At 66.4% G+C, this 15,288-nt stretch carries 12 protein-coding genes and 1 tRNA gene; 7 read left to right on the plus strand and 6 right to left on the minus strand.

What is annotated here, in order from left to right; genetic code table 11:
• Nucleotides 1–315: 315 nt before the first annotated feature.
• Nucleotides 316–987: a lysozyme inhibitor LprI family protein gene (locus B3098_RS10090; protein ID WP_286895736.1), complete on the plus strand. Its 672-nt coding sequence runs from the start codon at nt 316–318 to the stop codon at nt 985–987.
• Between the two features lie 122 nt (nt 988–1,109).
• Here B3098_RS10090 and B3098_RS10095 read toward each other — a convergent pair whose 3' ends face one another.
• Together B3098_RS10095 and B3098_RS10100 are read right to left on the minus strand one after the other, a co-directional pair.
• Nucleotides 1,110–2,132 (minus strand): Bug family tripartite tricarboxylate transporter substrate binding protein, encoded by a 1,023-nt coding sequence (locus B3098_RS10095; RefSeq protein ID WP_414631268.1) that lies wholly within the window; start codon nt 2,130–2,132, stop codon nt 1,110–1,112.
• 316 nt (nt 2,133–2,448) lie between these two features.
• Complete coding sequence (locus B3098_RS10100) at nt 2,449–3,348, minus strand: LysR substrate-binding domain-containing protein (RefSeq protein WP_286895738.1); 900 nt, start codon at nt 3,346–3,348, stop codon at nt 2,449–2,451.
• A gap of 152 nt (nt 3,349–3,500) precedes the next feature.
• Here B3098_RS10100 and B3098_RS10105 point away from each other — a divergent pair, with 152 nt between their 5' ends.
• The 3 genes from B3098_RS10105 to B3098_RS10115 are packed head-to-tail and all read left to right on the plus strand — an operon-like array spanning nt 3,501 to nt 6,499.
• Entirely contained in the window at nt 3,501–4,415 is a 915-nt protein-coding gene (locus tag B3098_RS10105) for an SDR family NAD(P)-dependent oxidoreductase (protein WP_175138867.1), read from the plus strand.
• A gap of 9 nt (nt 4,416–4,424) precedes the next feature.
• A complete protein-coding gene (locus B3098_RS10110; protein WP_286895740.1) occupies nt 4,425–5,285 on the plus strand; it encodes a MaoC/PaaZ C-terminal domain-containing protein in 861 nt (286 codons plus the stop codon).
• Entirely contained in the window at nt 5,282–6,499 is a 1,218-nt protein-coding gene (locus B3098_RS10115) for a CaiB/BaiF CoA transferase family protein (protein ID WP_286895742.1), read from the plus strand. The genes B3098_RS10110 and B3098_RS10115 overlap by 4 nt, the downstream gene beginning before the upstream one ends.
• Nucleotides 6,500–6,553: 54 nt before the next feature.
• Here the strand turns inward: B3098_RS10115 and B3098_RS10120 are convergent, their stop codons facing one another.
• The 4 genes from B3098_RS10120 to B3098_RS10135 all read right to left on the minus strand — a co-directional run bounded on the left by B3098_RS10120 (nt 6,554) and on the right by B3098_RS10135 (nt 11,430).
• Nucleotides 6,554–8,851, minus strand: coding sequence for a hypothetical protein (locus tag B3098_RS10120; RefSeq protein WP_286895744.1), 2,298 nt, complete (start codon nt 8,849–8,851; stop codon nt 6,554–6,556).
• A gap of 27 nt (nt 8,852–8,878) precedes the next feature.
• A tRNA-Trp gene (locus tag B3098_RS10125) sits at nt 8,879–8,950 on the minus strand.
• Between the two features lie 112 nt (nt 8,951–9,062).
• Nucleotides 9,063–10,586, minus strand: coding sequence for a fumarate hydratase (locus tag B3098_RS10130; protein WP_286895748.1), 1,524 nt, complete (start codon nt 10,584–10,586; stop codon nt 9,063–9,065).
• A 76-nt stretch (nt 10,587–10,662) separates the two neighbouring features.
• Nucleotides 10,663–11,430 (minus strand): crotonase/enoyl-CoA hydratase family protein, encoded by a 768-nt coding sequence (locus B3098_RS10135; protein WP_056569111.1) that lies wholly within the window; start codon nt 11,428–11,430, stop codon nt 10,663–10,665.
• 268 nt (nt 11,431–11,698) lie between these two features.
• Here B3098_RS10135 and glyQ point away from each other — a divergent pair, with 268 nt between their 5' ends.
• Genes glyQ through gmhB form a run of 3 tightly spaced genes read left to right on the plus strand, consistent with a single transcriptional unit; the run spans nt 11,699 to nt 15,285 of the window.
• Nucleotides 11,699–12,610 carry a glycine--tRNA ligase subunit alpha gene (glyQ, locus tag B3098_RS10140; protein WP_062683440.1) on the plus strand — a complete coding sequence of 304 codons (912 nt, stop codon included), beginning with the start codon at nt 11,699–11,701 and terminating at the stop codon, nt 12,608–12,610.
• On the plus strand, nt 12,611–14,749 hold the full coding sequence (gene glyS / locus B3098_RS10145) for a glycine--tRNA ligase subunit beta (protein ID WP_349677732.1): 2,139 nt from the start codon (nt 12,611–12,613) through the stop codon (nt 14,747–14,749).
• On the plus strand, nt 14,746–15,285 hold the full coding sequence (gmhB, locus tag B3098_RS10150; protein WP_175123306.1) for a D-glycero-beta-D-manno-heptose 1,7-bisphosphate 7-phosphatase: 540 nt from the start codon (nt 14,746–14,748) through the stop codon (nt 15,283–15,285). The genes glyS and gmhB overlap by 4 nt, the downstream gene beginning before the upstream one ends.
• Nucleotides 15,286–15,288 lie beyond the last annotated feature (3 nt).

The raw sequence follows: 15,288 nt of genomic DNA on the forward strand, positions 1-15,288 counted from the left end.
TGACGCCCGGCACGGCGTCGGGCTCGGGTGGTTTCAGCTTGGCGGGCGCTGGGGCGGGTTGAGTTCTTAAGGTTCTTGGCTGCGCTTGCGCGGGGTTGGAGCGTCTTGCGGGGCCCGCGGCCGGTTGGCCGCGCGGGCGGCCTCCGGGCGCTTACGCGGTGTCTTGCGTTTGTGGATGACGCTTCGCGCTTGCGGTGAGTGTTTCACTCTGGTGTCAGACACCCTCTCCGACATGACGGCAACACCGGTAAACTGCGCGGTCATGCGGCGCCGGTTGGCGGCCGGACTTGTACATCCTCTGGAGAGCTTCACACCATGATTCGATATCTGGTCCTTTCGGCTTCGCTGGCGATGGCTGGCAGTGTTGTGGCCGCGCCCTCGTTCAATTGCGCCAAGGCTTCCACGCCGGTTGAGAAGTCTCTTTGCGGCAATTCGCGGTTGGGGGATCAGGACGCTGCCATTGCGCAGCAATACAAAGCCGTGCGCGATCAACTGGATGCCGAGGCGGCCAAGGCGTTGGTTGCCGATCAGAAGTACTTTCTGGGCGTGCGCGACAGAGCGTATGCAGAGCCCTACGTGCAGAGCACGCCTTTCCAGGCGCTTACCGACACCATGCGATATCGCTTGGAGTTTCTGAAAGCGATCAATCCCAAGCCGGCCGACGGATTTGTTGGCAAGTGGAGGAACATCGAGGGCGAGATCGAGGTTACGCAGAATTCGCGTGGCGAGTTTCTGGTGGCGGCGAATTCGGCGCGGCCGTATAGCGGGAACTGGGTTTGCGATTTGAGCGGCCGGGGCATTGTGTCGGGCGACACGCTGACGGTGATCTATCAGGATGGACCGCCCTGGTCGCTGACGCTCAAGCGCCGCGGTGCGGTGCTGGTGACGGTTGAGACGCCGCCTGCCGGTGCGAAGAATGAAGGCTTTGGGCCGCCGTTTTGCGGCATGAACGGCAGTTTGTCTGGCAACTGGTTCGCGGTGCGCTGATTACCATCGCGTTTGCGCGAGTGACCTGATGCGCAATCGCGCGCTGCGTCAGGTCACTCCTCGGTTGATGTCGGCAATGCCGACCAGCCCGGTTCACGCTGATCTTCACGATTCCGACTGGATCACTCCAGCTTGATGTTCGCGGCCTTGATCAGGTCGCGCCACTTTGCGATTTCGTCGCGCACGAATTTTCCGAATTCCTCGGGTGAACCCGGCTTGGGTTCCGCGCCGGCGGCGATCATTGCCTTTGCGGTGCTGTCGTTCGACAGGACCTTCACCATGTCCGCGTTGATGCGCTTGACGATGTCGGGCGGGGTGCCTTTGGGCGCCATGACACCGCTCCAAGAGTAGGCTTCGTAGCCGGGCAGGCCCGATTCGGCGATGGTTGGGATGTCGGGGACCATGCTGGATCGTGTGGGGTTGCCGACGCCCAGCGCGCGGATCTTGCCGCCTTTGAGGTGGGGGACGGCGGAGGGGCCGTCTGCAAACATGACTTGCACCTGGCCGCCGAGCAGGTCTTGCATGGCGGGTGCGCTGCCGCGGTATGGGACGTGCTGGATGCGCACGCCGGCCATGGCGTTGAAGAGTTCGCCGGCCAGGTGCGTGCCGCCGCCGGTGCCGGAGGAACTGAAGGACAGTTTGCCGGGGTTCTGTTTGGCGTAGGCGATGAGTTCGCTGACGGTGTTGACGGGCAGCGATGCGTTGACGACGAGGACGATGGGGAATACCGCGGCCATGCCTACTGGCACGAAGTCGGTGGTGATGTCGTAGCTGAGGTTGTTGCGCAGGCTGGGAAGGACTGCGTGGTGGATGGAGGCGAAGAAGAAGTTGTAGCCGTCGGGCTCTGCTTTCGCGGCGAACTGGGCGCCGACGATGCCGCCGGCGCCTGACTTGTTGTCGACGACGGTGGGCACGGACCAGAGCTGGCCGAGGGGCTGCGTCGTGAAGCGTGCGGTGGTGTCGACGGGGCCGCCGGCGGGAAAGGGAACGATGAAGGTGACGGCGTGGCCCGGCCAGGTGGCGGCGCGGGCCCAGGATGGAAGCATGGCGGCGGCGCAGGCTGCGCCCAGCCCCGCGAGGACGCGGCGGCGGTCTTGATGAATCACGGCAGTCTCCTGAGTTTTGTTCTGGTCACGGCTGGACATCGCGTGCTGCCGCCCGCCGCTGTTTTTTATTATTTGCCGAATGCGGATCGACGCCGCTACGTATTTGCAAAAGCCCCTCTTTCGCGCTGCCGGAAAGACGGACTGCACGCCCGGCGATCTCGCGGTGCGGCCGGGCTACGGCACACGGGCTAGGACATTCTGATCAGGGCAAACCCCGACCCGGTGCATTCAGGTGATCGACCGCGGGCGTTTCAGCGTCGCAAGCGCTCGACGACGACGCGGGCTGCCATGGGTGGCGGACGCCTTATCTGTTGCAGGCGCGATTGGCTGCAGGCGTCCTGTCTGTCGCAGCCCCCTACTGCCCGCGTGCGGCGCGTTGCACGTGGCCGATGAAGCACTCGGCGAAGCTGGGCAGGTCGCGGCCGCGCTGGCGGCACAGCAGGCGATCTCGCAGCGCCCAGGGGTCATCCAGTTTCAACACGTGCAGGAAATCAGGGCGGCTGTAGCGCGCCGCGCACGCGCGCGGCACAACGGCGATGCCTGCGCCGGCCTCGACCATGCGGCACACGGCTTCAAAGCTGCCTACGTGGACGCGTTGGCAGATGCGCTTGCCCAGGCCGCTGGCGATGTCTTCGAGGAAGGTCTGGATCGCGCTGTCCGGGTGGATGCCGACGAACTGGTAGGCGTCCACAAGGTCGGCGAAATGCGCGGTCTTCTGTGCGACCAGCGGATGGTCCAGCGATGTGACTACGGTGAGTTCGTCGCGGAACAGCGGCGTGACGTCCAGGCCCTCGACGTCGATGTTGCCGGCGACAAGGCCCAGGTCGCCGGCGCCCGCGCGGATCGCGATGACGATATCGCCGGAGATTTTTTCCTCGAGCTCGACGTCGACGTCGGGGTTCTCCGCCAGGAACGTGGACAGCGCATCGGCCAGGAAGGAGTTGGTGGCGGTGGTGTTGGCCAGCAGGCGCAGGCGGCCTTTCAGGCCGCTGGCGTAGGGCTGCAGATCGGCGTTCAGGCATTCAAGCTGGCGGAAGACGGCATTGGCGTGCTTGAGCAGCACCTCGCCTGCCGGCGTGAGCGCGACGCCTGTGGCCATGCGCACCAGCAGACGGGCCTTGAATGCCTCTTCCATGTGCTTGACCCGCGCGCTTGCCGCAGGCAAGGACAGGAAAGTGCGTTCCGCAGCACGGGTCAGATTGAGTGTTTCGCCCACGTTCAAGAACAAACGCAGGTCCGTCAGATCATGTCTCATGTTCCACCACGCAGAAGGGGGGCATTTCTAATTTTGAATTCTTCGAATGCCGGGTCGAATCTACCATGAGGCCATGCCCATGAACCAGACGGGTTGATGCGGAACTGTTTTCCACAGACGGCGTGCGCGCCGCAGCACAGGAGTCAGAAGCAATGAGCGGCTTGGTATCCGGAAAGGTGGTGATCGTGACGGGCGCGGGCGGTGGCATCGGCCGCAGCGTGGCGCTGGCAATGGCCGAGGCGGGCGCGAAGGTCGTGGTGAACGACATCGGCGTGTCGCTGACCGGCGAAGGCGGCGCGGACGGTCCCGCGCAGGCGGTCGTGAAGGAAATCGTGGAGGCGGGTGGCCAAGCCGTCGCCAACACCGACAGCGTGGCCGCGTACGACAGCGCCAGCCGCGTCGTGCAGACGGCGATCGATGCATTCGGCCGGGTGGACGCCGTGATCAACAACGCGGGCAACCTGCGCGACCGGGTTTTCCACAAGATGAGCGAAGAGGAATGGCGGCAGGTGATCGACGTGCACCTGAACGGCTCGTTCTACATGAGCCGCGCGGCGGCGCCCTACTTTCGTGAACAGGAGTCTGGCGCCTTCGTGCACATGACGTCCACCTCGGGGCTGATCGGCAATTTCGGCCAGGCCAACTATGCGGCCGCCAAACTGGGCATCGTCGCGTTGTCCAAGTCGATTGCGCTGGACATGGCGCGCTACAACGTGCGGTCCAACTGCATCGCGCCGTTTGCCTGGAGCCGCATGACGAGCTCCATTCCGGCGGAGACCGACGAAGAAAAGGCGCGCGTCGAGAAGCTGAAAAAGATGGAGGCCGGCAAGGTGGCGCCGATGGCCGTGTTTCTGGCCAGCGACGCGGCCAGCGAGATCACGGCGCAGATCTTTGCCGTGCGCGCGAACGAGATCATGCTGATGAGCCAGCCCCGCCCGCTGCGCACGGTGCATCACAGCGAAGGCTGGACGCCGGAGCGCATCGCCGAGATCGCCGCGCCCGCGATGCGCAAGCACTTCTACGCGTTGGAGCGTTCGCCCGACGTGATCGATTGGGATCCCATCTGAGGCCGCCACATGCCGTTGGACTATGCAACCGTGAAGGACTGGCGCTTTGACGATGTGCGTCAGCGTTATGAACAGAAGGACACGATGCTGTATGCGCTGGGCATCGGCCTGGGACAGGATCCGGAAGACGCGGGACAGTTGCGCTACGTGTACGAAAAGGACCTGCGCGCGTTCCCGACGATGAGCGTGATCCTCGGCTACCCGGGCTTCTGGGTGAGCGACCCGCGCTCGACGGTGGACTGGGTGAAAGTGGTGCATGGCGAGCAGCGGCTGACGTTGCACGCGCCGCTGCCGGTGTCGGGCGTCGTCACCGGCAGGACGCGCAACACGCACGTGATCGACAAGGGTGCGGACAAGGGCGCCATCATCGTCAGCGAACGCACGCTGCACGACGAAGACGGGCAATGCCTGGCCACGCTGCGCTCCAGCACGTTCTGCCGCGGGGATGGCGGATTCGGCGACGGCGATGCCAGCCCCGAGGCCCTGCCCGCCGCGCCCGATGGCGACCCGGAACTGCGCTGCGAGCTGCGCATTCCGTCCAGCGCGGCGCTGCTGTATCGCCTGAACGCCGACCGCAATCCGCTGCACGCAGACCCGGAGGTCGCGCGCCAGGCGGGTTATCCCCGGCCCATCCTGCACGGCTTGTGTTCGTACGGCGTGGCCGCGCATGCCATCGTCAAGACCTTCTGCGACTACGACGCGGCGCGGCTCACCAGCCTGAATACGCGGTTCTCGGCGCCCGTCTATCCGGGCGAGACGCTGCAGTGCGACATGTGGCGTATGCCGGATGGCCAGATCCGCTTCATTGCGCGCGCGAAAGAGCGCGGCATCGTGGTCATGAGCCACGGCACCGCGACGGTGCAATCATGACGCGCCCGCCTCCGCTTGACGGCATCCGCGTGCTGGACCTGTCGCGCATCCTGGCCGGCCCGTGGTGCACGCAGAACCTGGCCGACCTGGGCGCCGACGTCATCAAGATCGAACGCCCGCGCGTCGGCGACGACACCCGCGCTTGGGGACCACCCTTTTTAAAGGACGGGAACGGCCAGGACACCAACGAATCGGCGTATTACCTCAGCGCCAACCGCAACAAACGCTCGGTCGAAGCCGACATGGCCACGTCCGAAGGCGCGGCGCTGATTCGCGAACTGGCGGCGGTCAGCGACATTCTGGTCGAGAACTTCAAGGTGGGCGGACTGGCCAAGTACGGGCTGGATTATGAAAGCCTGAAAGCCATCAACCCGCGCCTCATCTATTGCTCGGTCACCGGCTTCGGCCAGGATGGTCCGTTTGCGCAGCGGCCCGGCTACGACTTCATGATCCAGGGCATGGGCGGGCTGATGAGCATCACGGGCGAGCGCGACGACCTGCCGGGCGGCGGGCCGCAGAAGGCGGGCGTGGCGGTCACCGACATCGTGACCGGCATGTACGCCACCGTAGCGGTGCTGGCGGCCCTGCAGGAGCGTCATCGCAGCGGTCAGGGCCAGCATCTGGACATTGCGCTGCTGGATAGCCACGTGGCCCTGCTGGCGAACCAGAACTCCAACTACTTCAACTCGGGCGTGGCGCCCACGCGCGCCGGCAACGCGCATCAGAATGTGGTGCCCTATCAGGTGTTTGCGGCCAGCGACGGCCACCTGATCGTCGCCACGGGCAACGAATCGCAGTACCGCGCCTACTGCCGCGCCATCGGTATGCCGGAGCTGGGCGACGATCCGCGCTTTGCCACGAACCGGCTGCGCGTCACCAACCGCGTGGAGCTGATCGGCATCCTGACGGACATCATGCGCGAAGGCCGGCGTGATGACTGGATTGCCAAGCTGGAAGCAGTGGGTGTGCCATGCGGGCCGATCAACGACATCGCTCAGGCGTTTGCGCACCCGCAGGCGCAGGCGCGGCAGCTGCGTCGCGACATGCCGCATCCGGCGGGCGGCGTGGCGCCCGTGACGGCCAGTCCGCTGCGGTTTTCGGATTCTCCCGTCGTGTACCGCCGCGCGCCACCGATGCTGGGCGAGCATACCGAGGAAGTGCTGCGCGACGTGCTGGGCAAGTCGGCGGAGGCCATCGCGGCGTTTCGGAAGTAGGCTGGGGAGGCGCTGCAGCACGCTGCGGCGTCACCCCCGGCATCGCCGCGCGGCTCAGTGCATGCCGTCGAGCAGCCAGTGGCGCGTGTTGAACCAGCCTCGAAACACGCGCGCGCCTTGCGGGCCGGCGTCTTGCTGCGGCAGCCGCTGGCCGCCTGCCGCCACGTGCAGGCCGCGAATCACGGGTTCGAAGCGATCGCGAAACGCCCTGCTCTGCGCCCGGAAATGCGCATCCATTGCGGCGATCGTCGCGGCCTGCGCCCCCTGCGGCAGCATCGTCAGAAAGAACAGCACCTGCCGCCATGCGTAGGCGGTGTTGCGGGTCATCCGCACACACGCGTGCCAATCGTGGATCTTCATCTGATGGCGCGCGCAGATCCATTCGAAGGCGGCCATCGCCATGCGGCCGTACTGGTCACGCAGCCTCTCATCCAGCCCTGCGCCCTTCACCAGCACGGCAAGATTCTGCGTCGTCAGGATCTGCTGCTGCTCGATGACCATGCCGTTGGCGCCCACCTGGCCGAATCCTGGCTGTACGCCGGCGCGCGTGATGCAAAGCCGGTCGAACGCATCGGCGCCGGCGTCCTGGCCACGTGATGTGCGCGGCAACGGCAACGCCAGCACCTGGCGGGCGTCGATGTCGAAGTAGCGGGTGTACAGACAGTCGCCGAGCAGCGCCGCCGCGCATTGCGCCGCCTCCTGGAACTTGCGTCCGAATCGCCCCATGAAGATGTCCGCCGCCACCTCATCCACCAGCGGCAGCGACCATTGCGCGCGCTCGGCAAGCGCATGCAGTTCCTGCAGCAGCTTGTTCGGCACGGGCGCATGCGGAAATGACGCCAGCGCGAGTTCCGCGATTTCCGTCAGCGCGGCGCGCGCCGCGTCGGCATCCTGCCGCGCGGGATGCCGCAGATTCTCCAGGGCCGCGATCCAGGGCAACCGGTCGAACGAGGCCTGCCGTTCAAGATTGACCAGGAGTAGTGATCGGCGCCGGCGAAACGCGCGATAACAAGCGCTGTAGAGCGTGCGCAATGCGGCATCGGCAAAGCCGCCGCTTTGCAGACCCGACGTGATCTGCGGCGTCAGCGTCGCCAGGAAGTCCGAGGAGGTGATCAGTTCCCGCGTCACCAGGTCGGCCAGCGTGCCGCTCTGGCAGCGCTGCGCACGGCGCGCGATGGGCGCCGGCACCTGCACGCCCGGCGGCAATTGGAGCGTTGCGGCTTCAGTCGCGCTCAACGGCGCCAGCACCGGGGCCAGGTCGCGCACGCCGTCCGTCTGCGGATGATCCCGCAAGCGAGCGGCCACCAGGCGCGCGATCTCATGGAGTCCGACCGCGGAAACATCCTCGCGCTGACGTTGACGCAGGGCCTCGTGCTCGGCAGACCCGGGCTCGCCATGCGCGGCCAAAAAATCGCCAATGATGCGGCGTATGCGGCCGACCTGCCTGCCGGTCAGGCTGGCGGCGTCCTGTGCGCATTGCGCCAGCAGGTCGAAGAGCTCGCGCTTATGACGATGCCTGCGCGACGTGCCGGCCGGCAACTGGCCGCTGTCCTGCGCGGCATTGATCTCGTTGGTCAGCGCCTGAGCGCGTTGAAGCCAATCCTGCGGGTAACGCCGGCACGGCCAATCGTCTTCGACCGTCTCAAGGAACAGCGCGACGGCGCGGTCATAGATGGGCAGCAGAGTTTGAACGGCCGCGCGCTGCGCCGCGATGCGCGGCTGCGCGGGCAGATTGGACAGGCGGGCAGCAACGTCGCCCGCCGTGCTGACATGGATGTCGGCGCCTGACGCCTCATCGGCCGGGCCGGGCGCGGGGAAGAAGCGCAGCCGGTCGAAGAACGGCGCGACCACCGCGACCTGTTCCCGCGCCGCATCGGCAAGGCCCTGACCCAGCAGCCACGCCACTACCGCCAGCGCGGCTTCTTCCGGCACCTCGATGCGATAGTCGCCGCGCGCCAGGCGGTCTTGCAGATGCGCGACGCCGGCCTCGCTGAGAAACCAGGCATTGAGATCGCGCCTTTCGCTGCCCGGCGTGATGCCGGAAAGCGACGCGGCCAGTTCGCGCTCATAGGGCGTCAGCGGCCCACCGGCGAGCAGATCCCCCGTGGCAAAACCACCGGTGGCGACATCCAGCGTCACCCAGTCGGGGATGCCGGGCAACGGCGTGGCGGAGCCATAGTGTGCCGAACCGTCCAGCGCATGCGCCAGCACCTGGCGCCAGCGTTCGACGCGTACCGCCGCGCGCTCGCGCACGGCGGGGTTCGGGTGGTTTTCGTGGGTCAGGAAGGCTTTGGCGAGCATGGCCGCGGCATAGCCGCCACCCGCCCCGTGCGCATCCGGCGCGTCATCCATGCTGCGTCGCTTGGAAAAGAGGAAGGGATCCGGGAGCTGGATTCGAACCAGCGCCTATCCGGACTGGAGCCGAATGTTCTGCCGCTGAACTATCCCGGAACGACGGACGGAGTATATACACCGCGTGCGCCGCGCACTCGTCAAAAACACCCGTCAAAAAAATTGGCCGCTGTTGCCAGCGGCCAATTCAGGCTTCATGCAGTCAAGGCGTTCAGGCAACGGCAACCGGGATCTTGCCGATCTTGGCCTGCCATTCCTTCGGGCCGGTCGTGTGGACCGAGGTGCCCTGGGCGTCGACCGCCACCGTCACGGGCATGTCCTTCACGTCGAACTCATAGATGGCTTCCATGCCCAGGTCCGCAAAGCCCAGCACCTTCGCGCCGCGGATCGCCTTGGACACCAGGTAGGCAGCGCCGCCGACGGCCATCAGGTAAGCCGAGCCGTGCTTCTTGATGGCTTCGATGGCGACGGGGCCACGCTCGGACTTGCCGATCATCGAGATCAGGCCCGTCTTCTCCAGCATCATGTCCGTGAACTTGTCCATGCGCGTGGCGGTGGTGGGGCCTGCCGGGCCGACCACTTCATCGCCCACCGGATCCACCGGACCCACGTAGTAGATGACGCGGTTGGTGAAGTCCACGGGCAGCGGTTCGCCCTTGGCCAGCATGTCCTGGATGCGCTTGTGCGCGGCGTCGCGGCCGGTGAGCATCTTGCCCGACAGCAGCAGGGTCTGGCCCGGCTTCCAGCTGGCGACTTCTTCCTTGGTCAGCGTGTTCAGGTCGACCTGCTTGGACTTGTTGTAGTCCGGCGCCCAGTGCACTTCGGGCCATTCGGACAGCGACGGCGGATCCAGGCGCGCGGGACCCGAGCCGTCCAGCTCGAAGTGCGCGTGGCGCGTGGCCGCGCAGTTCGGGATCATGGCGACGGGCTTGGAGGCCGCGTGCGTCGGGAAGGTGCTGATCTTGACGTCCAGCACGGTCGTCAGGCCGCCCAGGCCCTGGGCGCCGATGCCCAGCGCGTTGACCTTTTCGTAGAGCTCGATGCGCAGCTCTTCCAGCTTGTTCTGCGGGCCGCGGGCCAGCAGCTCATACATGTCGATGTCTTCCATCAGCGACTGCTTGGCCATCAGCATGGCCTTTTCGGCCGTGCCGCCAACGCCGATGCCCAGCATGCCGGGCGGGCACCAGCCGGCGCCCATCGACGGAACGGTCTTGAGCACCCAGTCCACCAGCGAATCGCTGGGGTTCAGCATGGCGAACTTGGTCTTGTTCTCGGAACCGCCACCCTTCGAGGCGATCTGCACGTCGACCTTGTCACCCTGGACAAGCTCGACGTGCAGGATACAGGGCGTGTTGTCGCGCGTGTTCTTGCGCGCAAACAGCGGGTCGTCCAGCACGGAGGCGCGCAGCGGATTGTCCGGATTCAGGTAGCCGCGGCGCACGCCTTCGTCACAGAGCTCCTGCAGGGAGCGCTTGGTGTCAAAGCGCACGCTCATGCCGATCTTCAGGAAGACGTTGACGATGCCGGTGTCCTGGCACAGCGGACGCTTGCCCTCGGCGCACATGCGCGAGTTGGTCAGGATCTGCGCCATCGCATCGCGCGCGGCCGGGCTTTCCTCGCGCTCGTAGGCGCGCGCCAGGTGGCGGATGTAATCGACGGGGTGGTAATAGCTGATGAACTGGATGCCATCGGCTATCGACTGGATCAAGTCTTCTTCTTTAATGATGACGGACATGGCGATTTGCAGGTCTGGAGGGGGAAAACGTGAAACGCGGCCGGCTAGCGGCCGCGTGGTGAAAGTATTGGGCGCCCTATTTGCCTTGCCACACGGGCTTGCGCTTCTCGGCGAAGGCGGTGGCGCCTTCCTTGGCGTCAGCGGAAGTGAAGATGTGCGCGATCAGCGGGCGCTGGCGGTCGAACATGCCTTCCTGGTCCCAGTCGCCGCCTTGCGCGACGATGCTCTTGGCGGTCTGGACAGCCAGCGGGCCGTTCTCGACGATGGCGCGGGCCAGTTCCAGCGCGCCGGCCAGGGCGCCGCCCGGCTCGGTCAGGCGGTTGACCAGGCCAAAGGCGTGGGCGCGTTCGGCGCTCAGCATTTCGCCGGTCAGGATGACTTCCATGGCGATGTGGTACGGCAGGCGGCGCGGCAGGCGCAGGAGGCCGCCGGCGCCGGCCACCAGGCCGCGCTTGACCTCGGGCAGGCCGAACTTGGCGTTGCTGGCGGCCACGATCAGGTCGGAAGCCAGCGCCATTTCGCAACCGCCCGCCAGGGCGTAGCCCTCGACGGCGGCGATCAGCGGCTTCTTGGGCGGGCGTTCGTTCAGGCCGGCAAAACCGCGGCCTTCGACGTAAGGACGCTGGCCGGACGCGGCGAATGCCTTCAGGTCCATGCCCGACGAGAACGTGCCGCCGCCACCCGTCAGGATGCCGATGCGCACGTCGTCACGGCTGTCCAGCTGGTCCAGCGCGGCGGCCATGGCCACGGCGGTTTCCAGGTTGATGGCGTTCTTGGCCTCGGGACGGTTGATCGTGATGATCTGGATGCCGTCGGTGACTTCCACCGTGATCAGGTCAGACATGGGACTGCTCCTTTTTCGCGAATTTCTCGGAATCGGGTTCCGGGTTTTATATAAGACTCAGGCTCAACCCGGAATCATACGACCATTGGTTTGCGGGCGCAGGCAAAGGCCGGCGCGTGTCCACCGGGGGCAGATTCGGGGACGCCCTCAGCCTCAGATGTAACGGGTACGGCCCCACCGGGGACCGCTGCGGCCGCAGGCCAGTTAAAATGCCGGGTTTCCCACGCGCAGGGCAGTTTTTGCCCGGCGGCCGAATTCCAAGAATCCTATGCTCACCTTTCAGCAAATCATCCTTACGCTCCAGGAATACTGGGACAAACAGGGTTGCGCCCTGCTGCAGCCCTACGACATGGAAGTCGGCGCCGGCACCTCGCATACGGCCACGTTCCTGCGCGCGATCGGCCCGGAGCCCTGGCGCGCTGCCTATGTGCAGCCGTCCCGCCGCCCGAAGGATGGCCGCTACGGCGAGAACCCCAACCGCCTGCAGCACTACTACCAGTACCAGGTCGTGCTCAAGCCCGCGCCCCCGGAAATCCTGGATCTGTATATCGGTTCGCTGAAGGCGCTGGGCATCGATCCCACGCAGCACGACATCCGCTTCGTCGAGGACGACTGGGAAAACCCCACGCTCGGCGCCTGGGGCCTGGGCTGGGAAGTCTGGCTGAACGGCATGGAAGTGACGCAGTTCACGTATTTCCAGCAGGTCGGCGGCCTGGACTGCACGCCCACCACCGGTGAAATCACCTACGGCCTGGAACGCCTGGCCATGTACCTGCAAGACGTGCAAAGCGTGTACGACCTGGTCTGGACGGAAGGCGCCAACGGCAACCGCGTGCTGTACCGCGACGTGTTCCACCAGAACGAAGTCGAGCAATCCACCTACAACTTCGAACACTCGTCGGCCGAGATGCTGTTTGCGCATTTCAACGACTACGAAGCCGAGGCCAAGCGCCTGATGGACGTGCCGCTGGCGCTGCCGGCCTACGAGGCCGCGCTGAAAGCCGCGCACACCTTCAACATGCTGGACGCGCGCGGCGCGATCAGCGTGACCGAGCGCGCCGCCTACATCGGCCGCATCCGCAACCTGTCGCGCGCCGTCGCGCAGGCCTACTACGATTCCCGCGAACGACTGGGCTTTCCCATGCTGGGCCGCGACAAGGCCGCCGGGGAGGCTGCATAAATGACGACGAACATCCGCCCGCTGCTGGTCGAACTGCTGACCGAAGAACTCCCGCCCAAGGCCCTGCAGAAGCTGGGCCAGGCCTTTGCCGAAGGCGTGCGCGCCACGCTGGACCGCCACGGCCTGCTGGCCGAAGGCTGCGCCGTGACGCCGTACTCGACGCCGCGCCGCCTGGCCGTCCACCTGTCCGCCGTGCTGGCGCAGGCGCCTGACCAGGCCTATGCCGAAAAGCTGATGCCCGTGAAGATCGGCCTGACCGAAGACGGCAAGGCCACGCCTGCACTGCAAAAGAAGCTGGCCGCCAAGGGCCTTGAAAACATCGACCTCGCCACGCTGGACCGTGAATCCGACGGCAAGCAGGACTACCTGGTGGCGCGCGGCACGGCCGCGGGTGCGCAGCTGGCCGCCGGCCTGCAGGAAGGCATCGAAGCCGCCATCGACGGCCTGCCCATCCCCAAGGTGATGCGTTACCAATTGGCCGACGGCGTCTCCACCGTCAAGTTCGTGCGCCCGGCGCATGGCCTGATCGCCCTGTTCGGCGCGGACGTGGTGCCGGTGTCGGCGCTGGGCCTGGCCGCCGGCCGCGAAACCCTGGGCCACCGCTTCATGAGCGAAGGCGCCGTTGCCATCGCCGATGCCGACGCCTACGTTGCCACGCTGGCGGAAAATGGCCACGTCGTGGCGTCGTTCGAGACGCGCCGCGCCGAGATCCAGCGCCAGCTGCAGGACGAGGCGACCCGCCTGTCCGCCACGCTGGGCGACGACCCCGAAGTGGCCGCGTTGCTGGATGAAGTGACCGCGCTGGTCGAACACCCCACCGTCTACGTGGGCCAGTTCGAGGAACAGTTCCTGCAGGTGCCGCAGGAATGCCTGATCCTGACCATGCGGCTGAACCAGAAATACTTCCCGCTGTTCGACCCGGCAACCGGCCGTCTCACGCACCGTTTCCTGATCGTGAGCAACATGCGCACGGACAATCCGGTGAACATCGTCGAAGGCAACCAGCGCGTGGTGCGTCCGCGCCTGGCCGACGCGCAGTTCTTCTTTGAAACCGACCGCAAGACGCCGCTGGCCGCGCGTGTCGAACAGTTGGGCTCCATCGTCTATCACAACAAGCTGGGCACCCAGCTCGAGCGCGTCGAGCGCGTGCGCGCGATCGCCCGCGGCATCGCCGGCGAACTGGGCGGCGACGTGTCCGCCGCCGACCGCGCCGCCATGCTGGCCAAGGCCGACCTCGGTTCGAACATGGTCGGTGAATTCCCCGAACTGCAAGGCATCATGGGCGCGTACTACGCCGCCGGCGACGGCGAACCCGCCAGCGTCGTCGAAGCCCTGCGCACGCAGTATCGCAACCGCTACGACGCGCCGGTGACGCAGGACACCCTGACCGCCGCCACGCTGTTCATCGCCGAACGCGTCGAAACGCTGGTCGGCATCTGGGCCATCGGCCTGGCCCCCACCGGCGAACGCGACCCCTTCGGCCTGCGCCGCGCCGCGTTGGGCCTGATCAGCGCCTTCGAACAACTGGCCGCGGGCGGCTGGCTGAAGATCAGCCAGAACGGTCCGCTGACGCTGGACGGCCTGCTGCAGCTGGCCGCCGGCACGTTCCCGGCGGACAAGATTCCGGGCGACACGCTGGCCGAGGTCCGCACCTTCATTTATGAGCGCTATCGCAATCAGCTCATCAACGACTTCGACCGCAACGCCGTCGAGGCCGTGATCGCGCTGACCCCGCCGCTGCACCAGGTGGCCGAGCGCGTACGCGCCGCCGCCGCCTTCGCGCAGCTGCCCGAGGCCGCCAGCCTGGCCGCCGCCAACAAGCGCATCGGCAACCTGCTCAAGAAGGCCGAAGGCGAGATCGGCGCGGTGAACGACGCCGCGCTGGTGGAGCCGGCCGAAAAGGCCCTGGCCACCGCCGTGGCCGCCCTGCGTCCCAAGGCCGAGGCGCAGCTTGCCGACGGCGACTTCGCCGGCAGCCTGTCCACGCTGGCCCAGGCCCGCGAACCGGTCGACGCGTTCTTTGCCGACGTCATGGTCATGGCCGAAGACCCGGCCGTGCGCGCCAACCGGCTCGCCCTCCTGGCCCAACTGCATGGCCTGATGAACCAGGTCGCCGACATTTCCAGGCTCGCCCAGTGAAGCTCATCATCCTCGACCGCGACGGCGTCATCAATCAGGACAGCGACGCCTTCGTCAAGACGCCCGACGAATGGATCGCGCTGCCGGGCAGCCTGCAGGCCATCGCGCGCCTCACGCAGGCCGGCTGGAAGGTGGTGGTTGCCACCAACCAATCGGGCTTGGCGCGCGGCCTGTTCGACATGGACACGCTGACGGCCATCCACACCAAGATGCGACGCGAGCTCGCCGCGGTAGGCGGCAGCGTCGATGCCATCTTCATGTGCCCGCACGGCCCCGACGACGACTGCACCTGCCGCAAGCCGCGTCCCGGCATGTTCGAGCAGATTGGTCACCGCTACGACATCGATCTGGCCGGTGTCCCGGCCGTGGGCGATTCGCTGCGCGACCTGCAGGCCTCGTCGGCCGCCGGGTGCTCGCCGTGGCTGGTGCTGACGGGCAACGGCGCCAAGACGCAAGCCAAGGGCGGACTGCCGGACAACACGCGCGTCTGCAACGACCTGTCGGCCGTGGCCGACGCCTTGCTGCAGGACGCGTGACCC

The sequence above is a fragment of the Achromobacter sp. UBA2119 genome (assembly GCF_002331005.1).
In the GTDB taxonomy this organism is placed as follows: domain Bacteria; phylum Pseudomonadota; class Gammaproteobacteria; order Burkholderiales; family Burkholderiaceae_B; genus Achromobacter; species Achromobacter animicus.

Coding starts and splice junctions, on each gene's coding strand:
- B3098_RS10090 (WP_286895736.1), top strand. CDS start 316: ATGATTCGATATCTGGTCCTTTCGGCTTCGCTGGCGATGGCTGGCAGT.
- B3098_RS10095 (WP_414631268.1), bottom strand. CDS start 2,132: ATGTCCAGCCGTGACCAGAACAAAACTCAGGAGACTGCCGTGATTCAT.
- B3098_RS10100 (WP_286895738.1), bottom strand. CDS start 3,348: ATGAGACATGATCTGACGGACCTGCGTTTGTTCTTGAACGTGGGCGAA.
- B3098_RS10105 (WP_175138867.1), top strand. CDS start 3,501: ATGAGCGGCTTGGTATCCGGAAAGGTGGTGATCGTGACGGGCGCGGGC.
- B3098_RS10110 (WP_286895740.1), top strand. CDS start 4,425: ATGCCGTTGGACTATGCAACCGTGAAGGACTGGCGCTTTGACGATGTG.
- B3098_RS10115 (WP_286895742.1), top strand. CDS start 5,282: ATGACGCGCCCGCCTCCGCTTGACGGCATCCGCGTGCTGGACCTGTCG.
- B3098_RS10120 (WP_286895744.1), bottom strand. CDS start 8,851: ATGGATGACGCGCCGGATGCGCACGGGGCGGGTGGCGGCTATGCCGCG.
- B3098_RS10130 (WP_286895748.1), bottom strand. CDS start 10,586: ATGTCCGTCATCATTAAAGAAGAAGACTTGATCCAGTCGATAGCCGAT.
- B3098_RS10135 (WP_056569111.1), bottom strand. CDS start 11,430: ATGTCTGACCTGATCACGGTGGAAGTCACCGACGGCATCCAGATCATC.
- glyQ (WP_062683440.1), top strand. CDS start 11,699: ATGCTCACCTTTCAGCAAATCATCCTTACGCTCCAGGAATACTGGGAC.
- glyS (WP_349677732.1), top strand. CDS start 12,611: ATGACGACGAACATCCGCCCGCTGCTGGTCGAACTGCTGACCGAAGAA.